Origin of the sequence: Arenibaculum sp. (assembly GCF_035998295.1) — a bacterium.
Lineage (GTDB): Bacteria > Pseudomonadota > Alphaproteobacteria > Azospirillales > Azospirillaceae > DASYHS01.
Genome location: NZ_DASYHS010000261.1, coordinates 1 through 19,279, shown reverse-complemented (window position 1 = coordinate 19,279; position 19,279 = coordinate 1). Strand labels below are relative to the sequence as shown.

21 protein-coding genes and 1 pseudogene are annotated in these 19,279 nt (G+C 61.1%); 21 read left to right on the top strand and 1 reads right to left on the bottom strand.

The genetic code is table 11. From position 1 onward, the window contains the following. Positions 1-124 precede the first annotated feature (124 nt). The 19 genes from VGO20_RS24235 (at position 125) to VGO20_RS24145 (ending at position 18,215) form a co-directional block, all read left to right on the top strand. Complete coding sequence (locus VGO20_RS24235) at positions 125-1,573, top strand: undecaprenyl-phosphate glucose phosphotransferase (RefSeq protein ID WP_327504970.1); 1,449 nt, start codon at positions 125-127, stop codon at positions 1,571-1,573. 348 nt (positions 1,574-1,921) lie between these two features. Further along, positions 1,922-2,431, top strand: coding sequence for a dTDP-4-dehydrorhamnose 3,5-epimerase family protein (locus tag VGO20_RS24230; RefSeq protein WP_327504969.1), 510 nt, complete (start codon positions 1,922-1,924; stop codon positions 2,429-2,431). 31 nt (positions 2,432-2,462) lie between these two features. Further along, entirely contained in the window at positions 2,463-3,533 is a 1,071-nt protein-coding gene (rfbB, locus tag VGO20_RS24225) for a dTDP-glucose 4,6-dehydratase (protein WP_327504968.1), read from the top strand. After that, a complete protein-coding gene (rfbD, locus tag VGO20_RS24220) occupies positions 3,530-4,435 on the top strand; it encodes a dTDP-4-dehydrorhamnose reductase (RefSeq protein ID WP_327504967.1) in 906 nt (301 codons plus the stop codon). The genes rfbB and rfbD overlap by 4 nt, the downstream gene beginning before the upstream one ends. Then, positions 4,432-5,337 (top strand): glucose-1-phosphate thymidylyltransferase RfbA, encoded by a 906-nt coding sequence (gene rfbA / locus VGO20_RS24215; RefSeq protein WP_327504966.1) that lies wholly within the window; start codon positions 4,432-4,434, stop codon positions 5,335-5,337. Before rfbD ends, rfbA begins: the two co-directional genes overlap by 4 nt. Positions 5,338-5,522: 185 nt before the next feature. Next, entirely contained in the window at positions 5,523-6,860 is a 1,338-nt protein-coding gene (locus VGO20_RS24210) for an O-antigen ligase family protein (protein WP_327504965.1), read from the top strand. A gap of 75 nt (positions 6,861-6,935) precedes the next feature. Further along, complete coding sequence (locus VGO20_RS24205; protein WP_327504964.1) at positions 6,936-8,237, top strand: MATE family efflux transporter; 1,302 nt, start codon at positions 6,936-6,938, stop codon at positions 8,235-8,237. Continuing rightward, a complete protein-coding gene (locus VGO20_RS24200) occupies positions 8,153-9,352 on the top strand; it encodes a glycosyltransferase family 4 protein (protein ID WP_327504963.1) in 1,200 nt (399 codons plus the stop codon). The genes VGO20_RS24205 and VGO20_RS24200 overlap by 85 nt, the downstream gene beginning before the upstream one ends. Next, a complete protein-coding gene (locus VGO20_RS24195; protein WP_327504962.1) occupies positions 9,345-10,208 on the top strand; it encodes a glycosyltransferase in 864 nt (287 codons plus the stop codon). Before VGO20_RS24200 ends, VGO20_RS24195 begins: the two co-directional genes overlap by 8 nt. Positions 10,209-10,227: 19 nt before the next feature. Continuing rightward, positions 10,228-10,860 carry a class I SAM-dependent methyltransferase gene (locus tag VGO20_RS24190; RefSeq protein WP_327504961.1) on the top strand — a complete coding sequence of 211 codons (633 nt, stop codon included), beginning with the start codon at positions 10,228-10,230 and terminating at the stop codon, positions 10,858-10,860. Beyond that, a complete protein-coding gene (locus VGO20_RS24185; protein ID WP_327504960.1) occupies positions 10,861-11,343 on the top strand; it encodes a methyltransferase domain-containing protein in 483 nt (160 codons plus the stop codon). Positions 11,344-11,384: 41 nt separating this feature from the next. Next, positions 11,385-12,041, top strand: coding sequence for a class I SAM-dependent methyltransferase (locus tag VGO20_RS24180; protein WP_327504959.1), 657 nt, complete (start codon positions 11,385-11,387; stop codon positions 12,039-12,041). Positions 12,042-12,055: 14 nt separating this feature from the next. After that, positions 12,056-12,523 (top strand): hypothetical protein, encoded by a 468-nt coding sequence (locus VGO20_RS24175; protein ID WP_327504958.1) that lies wholly within the window; start codon positions 12,056-12,058, stop codon positions 12,521-12,523. After that, entirely contained in the window at positions 12,520-12,996 is a 477-nt protein-coding gene (locus VGO20_RS24170; RefSeq protein ID WP_327504957.1) for a glycosyltransferase, read from the top strand. Before VGO20_RS24175 ends, VGO20_RS24170 begins: the two co-directional genes overlap by 4 nt. A 9-nt stretch (positions 12,997-13,005) precedes the next feature. Then, positions 13,006-14,145 carry a glycosyltransferase gene (locus tag VGO20_RS24165; protein ID WP_327504956.1) on the top strand — a complete coding sequence of 380 codons (1,140 nt, stop codon included), beginning with the start codon at positions 13,006-13,008 and terminating at the stop codon, positions 14,143-14,145. Then, the gene (locus VGO20_RS24160) at positions 14,142-15,962 is read left to right on the top strand and encodes a glycosyltransferase family protein (RefSeq protein ID WP_327504955.1); all 1,821 of its coding nucleotides are present in this window, start codon (positions 14,142-14,144) and stop codon (positions 15,960-15,962) included. The genes VGO20_RS24165 and VGO20_RS24160 overlap by 4 nt, the downstream gene beginning before the upstream one ends. Further along, positions 15,962-16,648, top strand: coding sequence for a hypothetical protein (locus VGO20_RS24155; protein ID WP_327504954.1), 687 nt, complete (start codon positions 15,962-15,964; stop codon positions 16,646-16,648). The genes VGO20_RS24160 and VGO20_RS24155 overlap by 1 nt, the downstream gene beginning before the upstream one ends. Positions 16,649-16,824: 176 nt before the next feature. Next, entirely contained in the window at positions 16,825-17,835 is a 1,011-nt protein-coding gene (galE, locus tag VGO20_RS24150) for a UDP-glucose 4-epimerase GalE (RefSeq protein ID WP_327504953.1), read from the top strand. After that, positions 17,832-18,215, top strand: a complete 384-nt coding sequence (locus VGO20_RS24145; protein ID WP_327504952.1) for a VanZ family protein — start codon at positions 17,832-17,834, stop codon at positions 18,213-18,215. Before galE ends, VGO20_RS24145 begins: the two co-directional genes overlap by 4 nt. A 60-nt stretch (positions 18,216-18,275) precedes the next feature. On the opposite strand, the pseudogene VGO20_RS24140 reads toward VGO20_RS24145, so the two are convergent. Continuing rightward, positions 18,276-18,479, bottom strand: a pseudogene (locus VGO20_RS24140) (IS1096 element passenger TnpR family protein); the annotation flags it as partial. A gap of 77 nt (positions 18,480-18,556) precedes the next feature. On the opposite strand from VGO20_RS24140, the gene tnpA reads away from it, so the two are divergent. Together tnpA and tnpB are read left to right on the top strand one after the other, a co-directional pair. Beyond that, positions 18,557-18,946 (top strand): IS66-like element accessory protein TnpA, encoded by a 390-nt coding sequence (gene tnpA, locus VGO20_RS24135; RefSeq protein WP_327504951.1) that lies wholly within the window; start codon positions 18,557-18,559, stop codon positions 18,944-18,946. Continuing rightward, complete coding sequence (tnpB, locus tag VGO20_RS24130; protein WP_327504950.1) at positions 18,943-19,143, top strand: IS66 family insertion sequence element accessory protein TnpB; 201 nt, start codon at positions 18,943-18,945, stop codon at positions 19,141-19,143. The genes tnpA and tnpB overlap by 4 nt, the downstream gene beginning before the upstream one ends. Positions 19,144-19,279 lie beyond the last annotated feature (136 nt).

Below are 19,279 nucleotides of genomic sequence, written 5' to 3'. Positions count from 1 at the left end.
CGACCGGACATTTCCGAGAATTTTAGCGATATGCATTCCATCTGTTGTGCATCGATGCCGGGTTGGCGTATACCCCTTTCGAGACGCCCGAAAGAGGCGGATGGTTCATTGGCGAGGTGAACCCTTGGTAAGCATTCCAGGCGAGGTCACGTTCGGTGGAGCGTTCGCGCGCTCCGCGCCCAGGCGCCTCTCGCTGCCGCTGTTCACGGCGGCGGTACGGCTGGCAGAAGGGGCCGCCGTGCTCGCGGGGGCCGTGGCCGCGGCACTGTTCCGCTTCAATCATTACGAGCTGCCTGGAGAGTACTGGTTCGCCATCCTGACCGCCCTGCTGCTGAGCCAGCAGGGGGCGAGCCATCAGGGTCTCTACGACCTCGAGCAACTCGGCCGTCTCATGCGCTCGATCCGGCGCCTGCTCGCCGTGTGGGCATGCACCTTCGCCATTATCGCCCTGCTCGCGTTCATGACGAAGACCGGCAGCGAGTTCTCCCGTCTGTGGGCCGGCATCTGGTTCTCGGTGACGGCGGCCGGCCTTGTCGGCGTGCGGGTCGCCGCCTACTGCCTGTTCCGGCGCGCCCGCGCCCGGGGCGTCTTCGCCCACCGGACGCTGATCGTCGGCGATCCCGACAGGATCGCCGCGTATCTGCGCCATCACGAGGCTCTGCCGACCTCGGCGGTCGCGATCTCGGGCATCTGCTGCACCGGCGGGGATCTCCCGGCGGATCGGGGCCTGCCGGGGACGGCGATGCTGCCGTCGCTCGACGCCGCCATCGAGTTCGCCCGGGTGACGGGGGTGGAACTTGTGCTGCTCGCCGTGTCGTGGGACGAGGCCGCGACCGTGGAGCGCCTGGCCGGGCGCTTTCGTGCGCTGCCCATGGACGTGCATCTCCTGCCGCCTCCCCTGGCCTGGGGTCTGGCGGGTCCCAGCACGGCGGTGATGGACCGGGTTGCGATGCCGACCCTGACCAAGCGGCCGCTGTCGGACCTTCAGCGTTTCGTCAAGCGGGCGGAGGACGCCGTCCTGGCCGTCCTGATGCTGGCGGTGTGCTCGCCGGTCCTGCTGCTCGCCGCAGTCGCGATCAAGCTCGACAGCCCGGGACCCATCCTGTTCCGTCAGCAACGCTATGGCTTCAACAACCGCATTATCGAGGTCTACAAGTTCCGCTCCATGCGCCATGGCGGGGCCGACCGGGCGGACGTTCCCCAGGCCAGGCGGGGCGACCCGCGCGTGACGCGGGTGGGAGCCTGGTTGCGCCGGACGAGCGTCGACGAACTGCCGCAGCTGTTCAACGTGCTGCGCAACGAGATGTCGCTGGTCGGCCCGCGGCCGCACGCCGTGCCGCACAACATCCTGTATGGCGGGCTGATAGCCGAGTATTTCGAGCGCCACAAGGTGAAGCCCGGCATGACCGGCTGGGCGCAGGTGAACGGCCTGCGCGGGGAGACCGACACGGTCGAGAAGATGGAGCGGCGGGTCCGGCACGATCTCCACTACGTCGACAACTGGTCGATCTGGTTCGACCTCAAGATCCTCATTCGTACGGTTCTCGTGTTAATGGGCAGAAACGTCTACTGAAATGGATGGCGAGGTGCGGGATGCGAGCGCCATGCCTCAGCAGCTGGTTAAGAGTTTGTTTCCGTTTGTCGGCTAGCGTTCGTAAGCGTTTATGAATATGCGGTGCTTGGCATTGCATCGCAGGTGTGCGGGTGTGCCCATGACCGGCCGGGATAAGGTTTCTTTCGAATTAATCGGGCGTTGGATCCGGTTGGCCGGGCGTTGCGGCGCGGTCGGATCGGCAATCGTCTGCTGGCTGGTGGCATCAAGCTGTACCTGGCCTGCCGGCGTTAATGCGAGGGGAGATCGGGCCTTTGTTCGCCAGCCTGCCCGTCGAGCTATATAAAGGACATCCGGGCGAGCGCAAAGATGAATAAGGTAGGAGTTAAGAGAGGCTTCTTTGTCAACGTCTCCGACCGACGTTCTCTTGCTCCGGTTGGGGGCGCGGACAAGTTCGTGCAGGACAATCGCTCCTACTCTGCTCGACGCGGAACCGTGAGGGAATTGCATCTGCAGCTTGCGCCCTCCTTTCAAGCCAAGTTGATGCTTGTTGGCAACGGCAGCATATTCGATGTGGCCGTCGACCTGCGCAGGAGTTCGCCGACTTACAGCCATCATGTCGGGGTGGTCCTCAGCGCTGACAGAGGCGAGCAAGTCTATATTCCGACCGGTTCTGCTCACGGCTTCCGCACATTGGAGCCGGATACGTCGGTTACTTACAAGATGAGTGGCTTCTATTCTACAGAGCACGAAATTGACTTGCGATGGGACGGCCCTGACATTGGGGTCGATTGGCCGGTTGCGGGCGACGCGGCCTTCCTACCACCGAAAGGCACGCGGCTGCCACGGCTGCGGGAGGTCACAAGATGCCTTTTCTGAGCTTTGCGTCCGATTGGCCCAGGAGACTGCCGTGAAGATTCTGGTTACCGGCGCGGCCGGCTTCATCGGATCGGCTGCATGCCGGTTCCTGATTCGGAAGACCAACTGCTCAGTCGTGGGTCTCGATGCCCTGACCTACGCGTCAAGCCTCGACTGCTTGGCTGAGGTCAACGATGGTCAGCGATTCGTGTTCGAGAGGGTCGACGTTTGCCATCCTGGTGAAGTGGAGCGGGTTTTCCGCGAACACCGGCCCGACGCCGTCATTCATCTGGCGGCGCAGACGCATGTAGACCGGTCGATCGACGTTCCAGGCGTCTTCATTCAGACCAACATCGTTGGCACCTACACGCTTCTAGAAGCAGCGCGCCATTATTGGACTAGCCTCGATAGGGCGGATCGGGACAGTTTCCGTTTTCTGCACGTCTCGACGGACGAGGTTTATGGCTCACTGGGTGCAGAGGGCCGCTTCTCGGAGGACACGCCCTACGCACCTAGTTCGCCCTATTCGGCGAGCAAGGCTTCAGCTGACCATCTGGCGCGAGCGTGGCATCACACCTACAAGCTGCCGGTCCTCGTCAGCAACTGCTCGAATAACTACGGCCCCTACCAGTTTCCAGAGAAACTGATCCCCGCCATGATCATGAAGGGGCTCAGGGGCGAGCCTCTGCCGATTTACGGCAACGGCCGCAACGTTCGCGATTGGCTCTACGTTGAAGATCATGTGGAGGCCCTGTACACCATTCTGCGCAAGGGCCGGGTCGGGGAGAAGTACAATATCGGCGGCAACGCCGAACGTACCAATAACGAGGTGGTCGAGGCCATCTGCGCAGCCCTGGACGAGTTCCTGCCGGACGCGCCGCACCGGCCGCACCGCAATCTCATCAGCTTTGTCGCCGACCGCCCCGGTCACGATCTCCGCTACGCCGTAGACAGCAGGAAGATCCGGTGCGAGCTGGGATGGCAGCCCCGGACAGACTTCGAGATCGGCTTGCACCAGACTGTGCGATGGTTTCTCGACAACCACGACTGGAGCCGGTTGATATGGAGTAGCCGCTACGCTGGCGAGCGACTGGGGCTTCCGGCGATGGAGGTGGTACCGTGAAGGAGGTTGTGGTCTTCGGGGCCGCAGGTCAGGTCGGCCGCGAACTGCTGCGCCTGCCGCTGCCGGTTGGATGGGTGGTCCGAGGCTTCACGCACCAAGACGTCGACATTACCTCCGAGCGCGATATCGAACGGGCGCTGACTGTTTGCCCGAACGCGATAGCTGTCGTCAACGCTGCCGCCTACACGGCCGTCGACGAAGCGGAGCGCCGGCGCGACGCAGCTTTCGCGGCCAATGCCAGGGCGCCGGGCCTGATAGCGCGTGCCTGTACAGTGCGGGACCTGCCCCTCTTCCATCTGTCGACCGACTATGTGTTCGACGGCTCGAAGACGGACGGGGCATATGCCGAGGACGAACCGGTCCAGCCGCTCAATGTCTACGGCCAGAGCAAGCTGGCTGGCGAGCGCGCTGTGCGCGCCGCCGGCGGGCGCCATGTCATCCTTCGGACCGCCTGGGTCTACAGCCCGTTCGGTCGCAATTTCCTGACGACCATGCTGCATCCGGGTCGGGAATGGCCGGAGCGAGCTGTCATCGATGACCAGCGCGGTTGTCCGACCGCTGCGGCCGATGTCGCGAAGGCCCTGTTGGCAATGGTTGGTGCCATTGACCAGGGCAAGGTGGACGGCTTCGGCACTTTCCATTTCTGCGGTCGAAACGATGCCTCGTGGTACGAATTCGCCTGTGCAATCTTCGAGGAGGGCGCCCGGTTCGGCCTTGCGGCGCCCGTCATACGGCCCATTACGACTGCGCAGTACCCGACATTGGCCGCTCGACCCGCCCGTTCCGTCCTCGATTGCAGTCGCATCGGCCGGGTCTACGACCTTGCCGCGCCCCCATGGCGAGACAGTCTCCGCGCCTGCGTGGCCGAGTTGACCGGCCGGACGATGGAGCACGCCGCGTGAAGGGAATTATTCTCGCCGGCGGCTCTGGGACGCGGCTGCATCCAATCACGTTGTGCATCAGCAAGCAGCTGCTACCGGTCTACGACAAGCCGATGATCTACTACCCGCTGAGCACCCTGATGCTGGCGGGGATCCGGGATATCCTGGTTATCACGACTCCACACGATCAGGCGCTATTCCAGCGTCTCATGGGGGACGGCTCGCAATGGGGTCTCAGGCTGTCCTATGCCGTCCAGGTTGTGCCCGGCGGTCTGGCGCAGGCCTTCCTGATCGGACGGGATTTCATCGGCGATGACGGCTGTGCGCTGGTCTTGGGCGACAATATCTTCTTCGGTCATCAGCTGACCGCTCAACTGAGTCGGGCTGTCAGCCGCAAGTCGGGGGCGACCGTCTTTGCCTATGCGGTGAGTGATCCCGAGCGCTATGGCGTGGTCGAGTTCGATGCGCAGGGGCGGGCCCTATCTATTGAGGAAAAACCTCTGCATCCGCGCTCGCAATGGGCAGTTACAGGACTCTATTTCTACGACAATAATGTCGTCGATATCGCAGCCTCCCTCAAGCCTTCGGCGCGCGGGGAGCTGGAAATTACTGGGGTGAACGCAGCCTATCTCAATCTCGACCGCCTTCAGGTAGAGGTGTTGGGCCGCGGCTTCTGTTGGTTTGACACAGGCACGCACGAATCTCTACTAGAGGCATCGGAGTTCGTGCGCACGATCGAGAAGCGCCAGGGATTGCGCATCGCCTGCATTGAAGAGGTGGCGTTCCGTATGGGCTTCATCGACCGCGAGCAAGTCCTTACGCTTGCAATGCCATTACAAAAAAGCGGCTACGGACAATACCTGAAAGACCTCGCGTCCGCAAATGCACATACCGGCTCATCCGGTAAGAACCTGCGGCTATGACAGGTGGCATCGGCTTTTAGTTGGGAGCGGCTATGCACAACGCTCTCTCGTTTCGGAAGCCAGCTGTTGACCTGAGCCTCTCGGTGATGGCGGCTGAATCGTTCAAGTATAGTCTATCTGTTCGAAGAGATTTGGCGCGCGGAGAAATCCGATAAAGTTTTCTGAATAAGGAGATAGGGTGTATTATGTCAATTTTTGTATTCTACGTACATGCCGCGCTGATAGGGCTATTGTTCACCAACTTCTTGGTTTACATTACGGGGGCTGACGAGCTCAAGATAGTCGACGACATTATATTGCTGATTGGCGGGGTTTTTGTTGCGCGCAATGCAGCTATAGGCGGTATGACGAAGTACCTCTGGGGGTATTTGTGTCTGTTGCTTGCAAGTTACCTTGCGTCCGCATTTTCTGGTGCGTTGAGCAACTACTATGTCCATGGTGGACAGATACTTCAGCAGTTTAGAAATATTTTTTTTCCTATGCTCGGTTTGTGTATTGGTTTGCAGGTCCTTGATCGAGATTCTAAAAAGATCTCCAGGATGTTTTTAGTCGCATCGATGCTGATTTCCTTGGTCGCGGTATTTGAATATACAATCAGCGGAAATTTTTGGAATATATACAACAAATACGGGCAGGTGAGGGGGGTGGTTTTTCGTGCACATTCGTTCATTGGGGACCCAACGGATTTTGGTTACTTTCTTCTTTTTGCGCTTATGCCGGTAACCTTTATGGCTCTAAACACCAAGGGTAAAGACAAAATAAAGTTCTTGATTTTTCTGTCTTTTCTGGTGATTGGGCTGTTGCTTGCAAATTCTCGTGGGCCAATGCTGACGGCGTTGTGTGGTGTTTCTGCCATTCTACTTTCCGCAATCAATCGTAAAGGGGCTGTTGTAGCTTATGCCGCCGTCATCGCCGGGGGGCTGATGTTCTACCAGGGGGTGCTGTCGGATAGATTTGCCGAACTCCTGTCTCCAATCAGTTACCTGAGCGCTTATGATCCGGCGGAATGGTCCCGGCAACTCGCCTATGTCCAAAGTATTCCGGTTTTGCGTGATCATTTCTTCCTGGGAACGGGGCCAGGTAATTTCGGTGGTTGGGTTGCGGTGGAAAGCGAAAGTGTTATCCATAGGCTCTACAACATAAGGACATTCGGCACCAGCTCGATCGACGTTCACTATCTTCATCGATGGGGTGAGCTTGGCTTTGTTGGCATTATCGTTTTCATTGCCATGCTGGCTAAGATTTTTTTGAGATATTGGCATGCTTCCCGCCTTCAGGTTCTTTGTAGAGATACTTATGGCGCAATGCTATCTGCTTCGGTAATGTCTTTGACAGTCTGTGTTTTCGTGTGGGGCTTTTACTCAATGGCAACCACGGCACTCCTACATATGACGCTATACTGGTTCATGGTCGGTTTGGCTGAGGCACGGTACCGTGCGTTCGGCCACGTCGAAGCCAGGCCGGATGAAGCATCTCCGCTGCGCTCTCCTGCGCCCCTGCGGCCGGTTAGGAGTCGAGTGTGAATGTGGTTCTGGCGAGAGGCTTTTGGGCGTTCTTCGGTGCTGTTTTGGTTGAGAATACGTACCGGCTGCGCACCCATGGCCGATAGCATCTTCCGCCGGACGCTTACATCGGCATCTGGCCGGATCGTCGGCGTTGCCGCCGGGCTTTTGGCATCGGTGTTGCTGGCGCACGGCTTAGCTCCTGCAGAGTTCGGCCTTCACGCTGTACTGATCGGAGCCAACGCTTACGCACTGGTCTTTGCGGAGTTCGGTCAGTTTCAGATCGCTCTGACGAGGGCGAGCGCGAGCGTCCATGAACGGCAGCCGGTTTCGGCACTTCAGGCGATCGCTGCCGCCTATTTCCGGGCGCGCATGACCGCGGCCGTTCCGATGTTTCTGGTGAGCGTAGCGGCCCTGAGCCTTTTTGTCCCGGCAGAGTGGGACGTGGCCCTCTTGGTTTCGTTCGTCGTTCTCGTCGCACCATTTCAGTTCGATTGGCTTTTGGTGGCAACGGGCCGCGACAGGCATTTCGCAATGGCGATGGCGCTCCGCCCGATAATCAATTGCGTGATCCTGGTTTTCGCCACTCTGTTCGGCGTCCTGTCCCTTGAGGTGGCAGTGACGAGCTTCACGATCAGCTTCCTGCTCACCTTTGGGCTGGTTTGGGCCTGGACCTTCCTCGACGGCGCCAGAGTGCGGTTCTGGTCGGTCGGATCCCTGGGGGCCGCACAGGCTGAACTCCGCGACGGGGCTGGGCTGATGCTCGCTGCGCTGGTTCAGCAGGCTCAGCTGAACATGGACCTTCTGTGGGCCGGGGCGGCGTTCGGTCCGGTCCAGGCCGGCTACTACGCGGTCGCATCACAAGCCGCGACAGCTTCGGTCATTCCCGCCATGGCCTTGCTCTGGACGGTCCAATCCTCAATTGCCGGCCGGAAGGGGCCCGATCTTGCAATAGAGCTCGGTTCCTCCATTCGGGTCGCCGTCTTCTATGCCGTGCCGACCATGCTCGCTCTCGCGCTGGCGGGACCGATGCTGACAGTAGTGGTGTTCGGTGCGTCCTACGCCCCCGCGGCCGCTGTCGTTGAGGCCTTCGCGCCCTACGTTGGAGTGCGTTACGTCGGCATCGTGCTGCTAGCCGTGATCGTTGTCGGTGGCGGTCGACTGCGCGTGTTCGCTCTGAGCTTAGTATCGCTCGCTGGCACGACTTCGGGGCTTGCCGTTTTTCATTCTATCGACAGCCTACCTTACGCGAGGGCCATTGGCGAAGCCGCAGGGCTCGTGGGCTCGTTTTGTCTCTTGCCTAAACAAATGCGATGGCTCGTGCTTGGCAATGCAGGTCTCGTTCCACCTGCGTTGGCAATGGTGGCCACTGGGAGCTTCATCGTTCTATGTTTATAGTTAATGTTTACAACGGTTATGTTCAACGCCCGGGTCAGGGTGGCGGCATCCGATACTTGCGCAATCTCGTGCAGGAGCAAGGGCGACTCGGGGCTGACGTCCGGGTGCTCGGGTTCGGCGACGGACCGGTGGCAGAGATCGCCATAGGTGAGGCCAAGGTCCGCTATGCGCCAATCTCCCGGGATTGCCCTTGGCCGCGCTTCATGTGGCAGTTGGTCAAGCACATCGCACGCAACCGGTCGCAATACAAGACCGCGATATTTCACATCCACCGGCCCTATTTCGCGCCCGCTATTAGATTGCTTCTGCCTGCCAGCCGCATCGTTCTGACGATCCACACTCACACGTTCAGCGTGTTCGCGGACAAGCACCCGGAGCTTGCCTGGCTCGTATCCTTCTTCATTTGTTTGGAGCGCCTGATACTGCGGACCTGCGTCGACCGCGTGACCGTGGCCAGTGAGGCACTCGGCCAATTCTATGCGGCTCGCCATAGAGGCATTTGCAAGAATCTTGACGTCTTGATGTGCCTGCATGGAGTATCCGAGGCGCCGCCGATGCTCATCCCAGAGGTCCGGGGACGGAAGTTCATTGTGGTCAGCGGGCGCTTGGCGCCCGTGAAGCGTCCCCTGTCAGCCTTGCGACTCTGGGCAGCGGCGATGGCAATCGACCCTCCGCTGCGCAATACGCACTGCCTCGCGTTCATCGGCGATGGAGAGTTGGGAGCGGCGATGGCGAGAGAGATCCAATCCCTTGGACTTGGGGATTGCGTCCTGGCGCTCGGCCAACAGGCATCGGACCAGATGCCCGCGATCTATGCCGCGAGTCAGGGGCTGTTGCTGACATCCGAGCAGGAGGGGGGCGGGCCCTACGTCGTCTACGAGGCGCTAGCCTGCGGCAAGCCAGTCTTCTCGACCGCCGTTGGGAGCGTCCCGGACATTGTCACACCGGATTCCGGGATCATCATTCCCGTAGGCCAACCTGAGACGCGGGTGCAGGAACTTGTTCGGTTCCTGAGAACGGCCTATGCGCCTTCGGCGTGCCGGGCGCGAGCCGAGGCTTACTACGATCGCTGTACCACCCGCTTTGCGCAGATATCGGAAGGGATTTATGACTGAGGCAGTCCCCGAAAGCTTGCTCCCCCATGTCCATGTCGTGATCGTCGACTTTCATAAGGCGACACTGCTCGTGCGCAACCTGGAGAGTTTGTGCCGGCAGTATCCAGCCGACCGTATGAGCATCATTGTGGTCGACAACTCGGCCGATCCCGGCAATCACCAAATTCTCCGCCAGCTGGAAACCGTCGAGAACCTGCGCCTTATGGTTAACGACCGCAACATAGGCTATACGCGGGCTTGTAACCAGGGAGCCCGCCAGGGAGGGGGTGACTACCTGCTCATGGTCAACCCTGACGTTGAGTGGCGGGACGTGGGCAGCCTACGCGAGTTCGTGGCATTTCTGGACAGCCATCCGCAAATCGGTATTTGCGGTCCGCGGCAGATCAATCCGGACGGTTCGGTGGCGGAAACGATACGGACGATACCGAACATTTTCAAGCAGGCCGCGCGGCGTTTGTTTCCAGGGCAATGCGTCTCGCATGCCGACTACGAGGCGACGCAGCCGGCAGAATGGTTGCAATCTTCTTGCATTCTGATTCGGCGAAGCTTGTGGGATAGGATCGGGGGCTTCGATGAATCTTACATAACTTTTATGGCAGACGTTGACATCTGCTACAAATCGTGGTTGGCGGGGCAGGGCGTTTACTATTTCGCCGATGCAGCCGTATACCCCGACGGAAGGCGGGCTAGCGTCGGTGGGTTCTGGGCGCTTCTTTATAGTAGGGCATTGCGTAGGCATCTGATTGACGCGATCATCTTCCAATTCAAGTATCTGCTGAAACCTTCGTTAACGGGTTGGATGCCATCCTGCGGTGGGGAAAGCCCAAGGGCGTGGCGATCACGTGTGGTACGCTGACCAACCGGAGTAGGACGTGATGAGACAATCGACTTCCGTGGCTGACTGCGCTGACGCTCCGGCTCGTGATCTGGAGCACGCCGCCTTCGATGCGTCGTTGCTCGAACTCCTTCCTCTGCTGCGTTGTCCGGTCGAGAAAACGCCTCTGGTCTATGCAGATGCCGTTCTGGTGTCTGGTTCACATACCTACCCTGTTAGAGACCAGGTAATACGCCTCAATCCTATGCCATCCGATCGTGCACTGAACGCATACTACGAAGAGGTAAATCTTAGGAAGGCGGCGCCGTCGCTGAATTCGATTCAGGGGGATGCGTTCACCTTTGAGGGCGATAATGCAGAAAAATATTATCGTAATTCAAGGAAGGAATCCTTGTTGGACTTGGTGCCAAAGAGTCTCGGCGTGACGCTCGATGTTGGAGGTGGCGGTGGTGAGATCTTTCGTTCTCTGTTGGTGCATGCCGGTCTGGTGCCGGAAAAGCTAATTTTGATGGACTGGGCGGCTGGCCAGATGGCATCGGTTGCGCCATCTCTTGCTTCGGCGCGGAACTACTTTGTGCAGGCGGACGCACTGAATATTCCGATGCACGATGAAACAGCCGATAACATTTTTAACTCGGAGATGATCGAGCATCTTCTTCCTGAGCAATCGTAGATGATGCTGAACGAGTTTTTCCGGGTACTGAAGCCAGGTGGTGTCCTGCTGATTACCACGCCTAATCGCGGCGAATACCGCCGGCGCATCCAGGAGGGTGCGCTGAGGCTGCTGATGCTGTTGCGGAGAGAACGGTACGCCGATCTGAAGACCCGTGAAAATGCCAAAAGCCGTTTGTTGCGTCGTTATCTCAATGTCACAGGTCACACCTTCGTCAATTTGGAAGCCGCCGAGCAAGCTAAACAGATTGGGCACTTCAACGTATTGACCGTCAACACGCTCAAGAGCCAGCTTCAAAGGGCGGGTTTTGAAGTGGTGCAGACAAAACTGGCCATATTCATACCGCTAATTGTACCAGGCATGCTCAGGCGCTGGCAGGAATCGCCGCGTCTGCTTGCCGCCGTCGAGCGGTGTATTCGTCGTCTGGCGCTCTCCCGCTTCCTGCTTAGCTGCCAGATGCATGTGGCCATCAAGGCAGCCTGAAGGTAGGACATTTTCATGTCTACCAGGATATTGAGGGTGCGATGCTGCTGAAAGAAGCCGAATGGGTGGCGGGTTTTTTGGCCGGGCAAGATCAGAGTACCTTGATGCCGGTGCTCAATCTCGGCAGCTCGACCCTCCATTTTCGGGAGCGGGTTCAGCCCTTCCTGGACCGATTGATTTTCCGACCTATGAGGCACCGTGGCATACGCATCATTCACGCGGATCTCAAGGCCGATACCGGCGTCGACATCGCTGTCGACATCATGGATGATGACGGCTTCGAGCAGCTGCGGCGCTTGGAGGTGAAGACCATCTTGTGCTGCAACATTCTGGAACATGTTCCGTCCGCATTGGCGATCGCTGAGCGGCTGACCGCCCTCTTGCCCTCTGGCGGAACCCTCGTCGTCACGGTGCCCAACAGCTTCCCCTACCATCCCGATCCTATAGACACTCTGTTCCGGCCGAGCGTCGACGAACTGGCCGCCTTGTTCCCGCAGTTGAGCTTGCGCGAGAGCCGTCTCGTGATAGGGCCGACGCTGGGGGAAGAGCTGCGTGAACGGCCGCGCGAATTTGTACGTCGCCTGATCCGGTCCGCCATTCCGCTTCCGCGCTTTGGGGGGTGGCTGTCCGTCATGCATCACTGGCGGTGGCTGTTTGCGCCGTATAAAGTTTCTTGCGCAATATTCGAGAAGAGTTAGGCTTTTCCCTTAGAATGCAGAAAACCATATACAGAGAAGAGCGCCGGACCTGCTTCACCTACTCCGTGGGCGGTCATTATGCGGAGCTGACTCGCGCCATCCAGGGGATCGAATTCGTCGACAGCTATCATGTAACCTGGTGGTCTCCGCGCTTCGATGATGGCGTGGAGAGGTACTTTGTAACGCATCCTCGAAAGTCTGTGCTGCGAACCCTGGCGAATGCGGCCCAGTCTTTCCTCATTCTGGTGCGTAAGCGACCCAAGGTCATCGTCTCGACCGGGGCGGACGTCGCCATCTCGACCGTCATTTTGGGTAAGCTGCTGTTTCGAGCGAAGGTGATCTTCGTCGAAAGCTGTGGCCAAGTTCGCCCAACCTTGACCGGACGCATAGCCTATCCCTTCTCCGATCTTTTCATCGTGCAGTGGAAGGAGCAGCAGACGTATTACCCGAAATCCATCTGTGCGGAGGGGTTACTCCTGTGATTTTTGCTACGGTGGGGAATTCTGCCTTCGATGCACTGATCGCGGCGGTCGATTCAGTATGTGGCAAGCATCATTACGAGACTTTCGCCCAGATCGGATTGGGGCGCTACGAGCCGAAGGTTCTGCATTGGCGGCGCTTCCTCGCAGCCGGTGACATGGTGCGGTCGATCCGGACCGCGCGGCTGGTCGTTTGCCATGCCGGAGCCGGAATCGTCGGCGAGGTCATGCGCGCGGCGCGTCCGATGCTCGTCGTGCCGCGCACGGGCAACCAAGTCCGCTGGCGTGACCAGGGGAACCAAGCCGAATTCGCACAGGTGCTCGCGCGCGAATTCGGCGTGACCGTCGTCTGGGACTTGCAAAATCTTGGCTCGGCCATTGGCGAGGTGCTGAGCCGCGATCCTGCCGACATCCGCTACAGGCTTCGAGAAACCAACGTTCCCATGCTGGTCGCCAGCTACCTTCAGACATTCTAGGGGCGGGGAATGCAGGCATTCGCGGGGCCGATCGCTTACGTCGTCACCATGGTCGACGGACTGGAAACATTTGTGAAGCGCGAAGTGGAGACATTAGCCGACCGAGGAGTACAGGTCGACCTGTACTCGATTAAGAACATCCGCTCTCATGGATTCGAACCACGTTCCGGTATTCCTGTCCACAGTCCCCGGCCCGTACCGCTGCTCAAAGGCGTTCTTCTTGCGCTCGCCACCCATTTGGGCGAGACGCTCAAATCGCTACGCTTGGCCTTGGCTTGCGGTGCGATCCTGGAATGGCTCGTCGCCCTAAGCTGGTTCGATGAGATTCGAAGGGGGCGCTACCGCCTGCTGCATGCGTCCTTCGGTGACCGGAAGCTATTCGTTGCCTACTTTCTCAGCCGCCTGACCGACACACCGCTGACTGTGGCGATCCACGCCCATGAGATCTACGCCCAACCCAATCCCAAGCTGTTCCGGATCGCCATGGCGCATGCACGGTCGGTGGTGACGATTTCCGCCAAGAACAGGAGGCTCCTGGTCCGTGACTGGGCCGTCGCGGAGGAGAAGGTCCATCTCGTTCGTCTACCGATCGACACCGAATTCTGGCGACCGCAGAACGGGCCGACCGTCCTGACGGTGGCGCGCTTTACGCCTCGCAAGGGATGGAATGAACTGGTCGAAGCCGCAGCCCGGCTGCCTGGTTTCCGCTTCATGGCTGTCGGCTTCGGGACGCTCGACGTGGCGGCCCTGGCTCGAGACAAGGGAGTGGCCGACCGCTTCGTCGTTTTCCCCAAGCTCGGTCCGACACAGATCCGTGAGCTGATGCGCTTTGCGGACATCTTTTGTCTGCCTTCGAAATTCACCGAGGACGAGGGGGCGGAGGGCATTCCCGTGGTCCTCATGGAAGCGATGGCGATGGAACTCCCGATCGTCGCCACCGATGACGGCTCGATCTGCGAGCTGGTGGACGCCGAGATCGTGCGCGCGGCGGACGCCGAAGCGCTGGCCGGAGCTCTGCGCGAGGTGGCTGGCCGTGTCCCGCGTCTGACCTCGCTACGATATCCACGTCATCGCGAGAAGGTGCTGCGGCTGCACGGGCCCGCCAATTCCGAAGCACTCCTAGCGTTCTTTGGCGATGCGGCGCGATGATCGAACGGCTTGAGATGATCGAACGGCTTGAAATGAAAGTAGCCTTGGTCTGCCGCTCCTTCGCACCGGGCCAGTTGCGGAAGCAGCCTTGGTACATGGTCGACGGCATCGCTCACGGGTTGCAGGCACGTGGCGCCGAGGTTCGACTGATGACCGACGGCGATCCGGCCGGTGCCGTTCTATGCTATCCTGTGCAGCACGTGCCTGCCCTCTTCGAGCGGATGCGGCCGGCTCCCGAGCTGTATCGGGCAATCGAAGAATTCGGCCCGGACGTCACTCTCGTGCTTACCGGTGCGCATGAGTTGTTCCGCCCGTCGCGGTTTCGGCTGCCTGGGCGGGTCTTCGCCCTGATCGGCAACCAGCTCTTCAGCGGAAGGGAGTTGGGTCGGCTGAGCATCCAAGGCATCTGGCTTGAGTGGTCCCTGGTCAAGATCCCGTTGCTGGCGTCCACCCTGGGCCGCCCGTTCCTCGGGCATTTTTGGGCGAAGAGCGGCCTTGCGGGTGCGGCTTATTTCAGCGAGGCAAGCCGCAGCCGCCATGTGGCCGCCGGCCTGCCCGACGGGCCTGTTGTCCTGCCACAGGTCGGTTCGGTGTTTTCGCGGCGGCAGTGGAAGGGGCGCGGCGACGGCACACTCCTCTATTTCGGCCCTCCTCTCCTACTGCGGGGAGCTGACACGGCGGTCCGCGCGTTCGAGCAGGGGTGCCGCGCCGGCTTCAACGGGCGCCTTGTCCTGCTGTTGCGCGCTCAGGAACCCTACTCGCTGCCGTCGCTCCGCCGTGTCGAGACGCTCGTAGAACGAAGCCCATTCCGCTCCCGCATCAAGATCTGCACCTCCTATCTCTCCCCAGAGGAGATCGCGGCCGAGGTAGAGGTCGCGGACGCCGTTCTGCTACCGTTCAAGATCGTGCTTTCGGACCCGCCGCTGGTGACGATCGAGGCTGGCTTGAGTGGCTGCCCGCTGATCACGTTCGACACGCCGGGCGTCAGCGAATTCGTCCATCATTTCGGTGGGCAGGTCGCCAACTCTACGGAGGAGTTGGCCTCCGCGATGACGCGTGCGGTGGCCCTCGCGGGTTCTTCACCGCCGCCCGGAGGGGCGGTCTGGCACGATTGGGCGGAGGCGGTGAAGCCTCTGGCGCAGACGCTGGACCGGGACATCGTGGAGCGTCTTCGAGACTGGCGGTTGATCTGCCTCTGCGGCGTGGATGGAGCCGGCAAGACGACTTTGCTGAGGGCGATCTGCGGCAAGTTGGATGCCCGGAAGATTGCTCACCGGCACGTCTGGTTGCGCTTTCAGAACTACCTGTCCAAGCCGCTCCTGGCCCTCACCCGGCTCACGGGGCACAATTACAAAGTCCGCGTCGCGGGGATATTGATCGGCTATCACGATTTCCAGCACAACAGGCTGATCGGATTGTCTTTCCTGGCCCTCCAGTGGATCGACAACTTCCTCGGCATCTTGATCCGTTATCGCCTGTCGGGCCGCAAGGCCCTGGTCATGGGCGACCGCTCCGTCCTCGACACGTTGGTCGATCTGGCGGTAGACACGAATCTCGACGGCATCGTTTTCGGCCGCTACGGCCGCTCCCTTCTTGCACTGCTGCCGAAGCCGAACGCGATCGTGATCGTAGAGCGCCCAGGCGAGATGATCGCCCGGGATCGGCCTGACGCGTGCCTTGAGCGGCATCAGGAGCGCCGCCGTGAACTTTATCGACGGGCGGCAGTAGCCTTTGATCTTCCGCTTTTCGTCAACGCTGGCGATGTCGATACGGGCCTCCAGCGCGTTCTGCGAATCATTGCGGAGGGGGAGCGATAATGCCGCTCAAGAAGAAGCAATTCGATTGGCTGCCCAACATCCCGCTACTTCGGGCCGCATCACAGTCCTGCCTCGGAATCCTGCTCATCAACTGGGTAGCGCAGGGCACGAGGGGAATGGACCGGGGTGAGTTGGTGTTTCGGGCGTTGCTGGAAGTCTTGCTCGCCCTCGTCTTTGCCGTCGTGCTCCGGCTGACATCGGATGGGCCGCCCGTACTCGACGGGCTCGCAGGGCTGGTCCTGGCGCACACGGTGAATTGGACTCTCAACGGTCATGTCTGGGTGTGTTTCAGGTATTGTCCGGGTTACCGTGCCGATCCGGACCTGCTTAATGCGAAGGGCCGGGCGGTTATCGCCAAGGTCGAGGCTGCTCGCCGTGTTCAGGAAGCCTTGGTCATTGGCTCCTTTGCTGACCATGGATTGAGACTGCGGGAGCGATCTGACATGGATCTCCGGCTGATCCGCCCACCTGGTCTCGCGGGATGGTTCCACGCGAATCTGCTGCTGCTTCATTTGCGCGCCTGGGCCTTCCTTCGCGGCTTCCCGCTAGATCTCTACGCCTACGGTGATCTCCGATTTCTTCAGCGTTTCCGCACGAACGAGACATGGCTGATCATCAAGGATGCGGAGGGCCGGCTTGCAGATATGAGGGCGCGCACCATTGCGTATGGATCGTCATCGAGTTAGCAGAATTCGTTTTGGTTTGAAGAATTGTAGTTTGATGTTTGGCTGTGTCTGGCCGTGTCCATTGAACTGGTGCCTCATGTGGATTGGCGGGATTTGCACAACTGGTTCCTCTAAAGAAGAACCACTGCGCCACTGCCCGGCAGGTGAAGGTGAAACCATCTTCTCGTTTGGAAGCCATGCTCCAGGACTATCGCACCGTTCTCGTCACCGGCGGTGCCGGCTACATCGGCTCCCATGTTGTGTGGGCGCTGCACGATGCCGGCGTTCCTACCGTCGTCATCGACGACCTGTCGACCGGGCGCGTCGATGCGCTCCCCTCCGGCGTTCCCCTGGTCGAGGGCAGCCTCGCCGATGGCGGCCTGATCCGCAGGATCCTGCGCGAGCATGGCGTCGGCGCCGTGATGCATTTCGCCGGCAGCATCGTCGTGCCGGAGTCGGTGCGGCGGCCCCTGGACTACTACGCCAACAACACCGTAAACAGCCACGGCCTGATCACGGCAAGCGTCGAAGCCGGCGTGCGGGCGTTCATCTTCTCCTCGACCGCCGCCGTGTACGGGGCCGCGGGGAGCGAGCCGGTGGATGAGGCGGCGCCGGTCGCGCCGATCAACTCCTACGGCCGCTCGAAGCTGATGACCGAGCTCATGCTGGCCGATGCCGGCACCGCCCATGGTCTGCCCTTTGCCATCCTGCGCTACTTCAATGTCGCCGGTGCCGATCCCGGCCTGCGCACCGGCCAGTCATCGCCGGGTGCCACCCACCTCCTCAAGGTGGCGTGCCAGGCGGCGTTGGGGCTGCGTCCTCACCTCGACCTGTTCGGCGAGGACTACCCGACGCCGGACGGGACCTGCATCCGCGATTACATCCATGTCAGCGACCTGGCAGAGGCGCATGTCCTCGCGCTTCAGCATCTGTGGCAGAGCGGGGAGAGCGTTACCCTCAACTGCGGCTACGGGTGCGGCTTCTCGGTCCGGCAGGTGGTTGCGGCCGTCGAGCGCGCCGCGGGCCGTCCGCTCGCCATTCGCCGTGCCGACCGCCGTCCCGGCGACCCTCCGGCTCTGGTCGCCGCCAACGGGCGCATTCGGCGTGTCCTCGGGTGGACGCCGCGCCACGACGACCTGGGCCGGATCGTCGGCACTGCCCTGGCTTGGGAGCGGAAACTGGCCGCAGTGCCGGCGGCCGGACGATGAGCCTCGCACGTCGCCCCGGTCAGCGGCACCTCGCCAGCGCGGCGCTGCTGGCGCTGCTGTGCACCGTCGCCTGGGGATCCCTGCAGCCCGGGCTGGCGCCACCCGGCCACTTCCATCTGGACAAGCTCGCCCATGTCGGCGCGTTCGTCGCGGTCTCCATTCTCGCCGCCCTGGCCTGCCGGGGGACGCGCCACCTGGCCGCGGCCCAGCTCGCGCTCGCCGGTTTCGCGGCCGCGATCGAGATCGCCCAGAGCGCCACGCCCGGTCGGCAAGGTAGCCTGCTGGACTGGGCCGCCGACCTGGCCGGGCTCGCCCTCGGGGTGGTGCTGGTCCAGGTGGTCCGTCGGATCGTCGGCGCTGCGGCCGGGATCCGGTTCTGACGGGACCGCCAGGGCCCATTTCCGACGAAGAGGTGAGTAAGCGTCGGCTGAGGGCTGCGGTCAGGGCTCTTTCGGCTTGCGGCGGGCGAAGCGCTTGGCAAGGCGGGCGAGTTCCTTGCGGATGGCGGGTTCGTCTACGGTGGTCGGATCGAAGCCGGAGCCGCGCCATTCGATCATCTCGGCATGGCGCTCATGCTCGGGGTCGGCGATGGCTTCGAGGTAGCTCTCATATCCCCAGGGGCCGCCGACGTCCGTATCCCTCCGCCGAGCACCGCCTTGTGAGCGGAGCGGGAAGCTGAATTATCGGGCCTGTCCCTGTGGCTATCCCTATGGCAGTCCCTATGACTATCCAGCGCGTCGAGGTGATTACGGGTGTGGAGCGTCGGCGTCGGTTCACCGACGCGGAAAAGCTTCAGCTGGTCGAGGAAGCGTTCCGGCCGGGCGTCACGGCGACGGAGGTTGCCCGGCGCCGGGGCGTGGACGTCAGCCTGCTATACCGCTGGCGTCGGCGGTTCTTCGGCCTGCAGCCGCAACTGCCGGCCTTCGTGCCGGTCACCGTCGCTCCCGGCGAGCCGCTGGCGGAGGATGCACCGGAGCCGATGGCGGCGTCTTCGGTTCCGCCGGCCGGCGTCATCGAGGTCGAGTTCGCAACCGCGCGCCTGCGCATCACCGGTACGGTCGATCCGGCCGTGATCACCGCGGTGATCGCCACGTTGCGGCGCCCGGCATGATCCCGATGCCCTCGGGCGTGCGGGTCTGGCTGGCCGGCGGCGTGACCGACATGCGCTGCGGCATGAACTCGCTGGCAGTCAAGGTTCAGGAGGGCCTCGGCCGCGATCCCCATGCCGGCGACCTCTACGTGTTCCGTGGGAGGCGCGGCGACTTGATCAAGTGCGTGTGGCGTGACGGGCTCGGCATGTCGCTGTGAGGTGGTCCCCATCACCCGAGCAGTCGGCTAAGCTTGGTTCGCCCTGGGGAAAGGACGGACCCGATGACGGGAAAGCGGAAGCATTACACGGCTGAGTTCAAGGCGAAAGTTGCGCTGGAGGCGTTGCGGGGCGAGC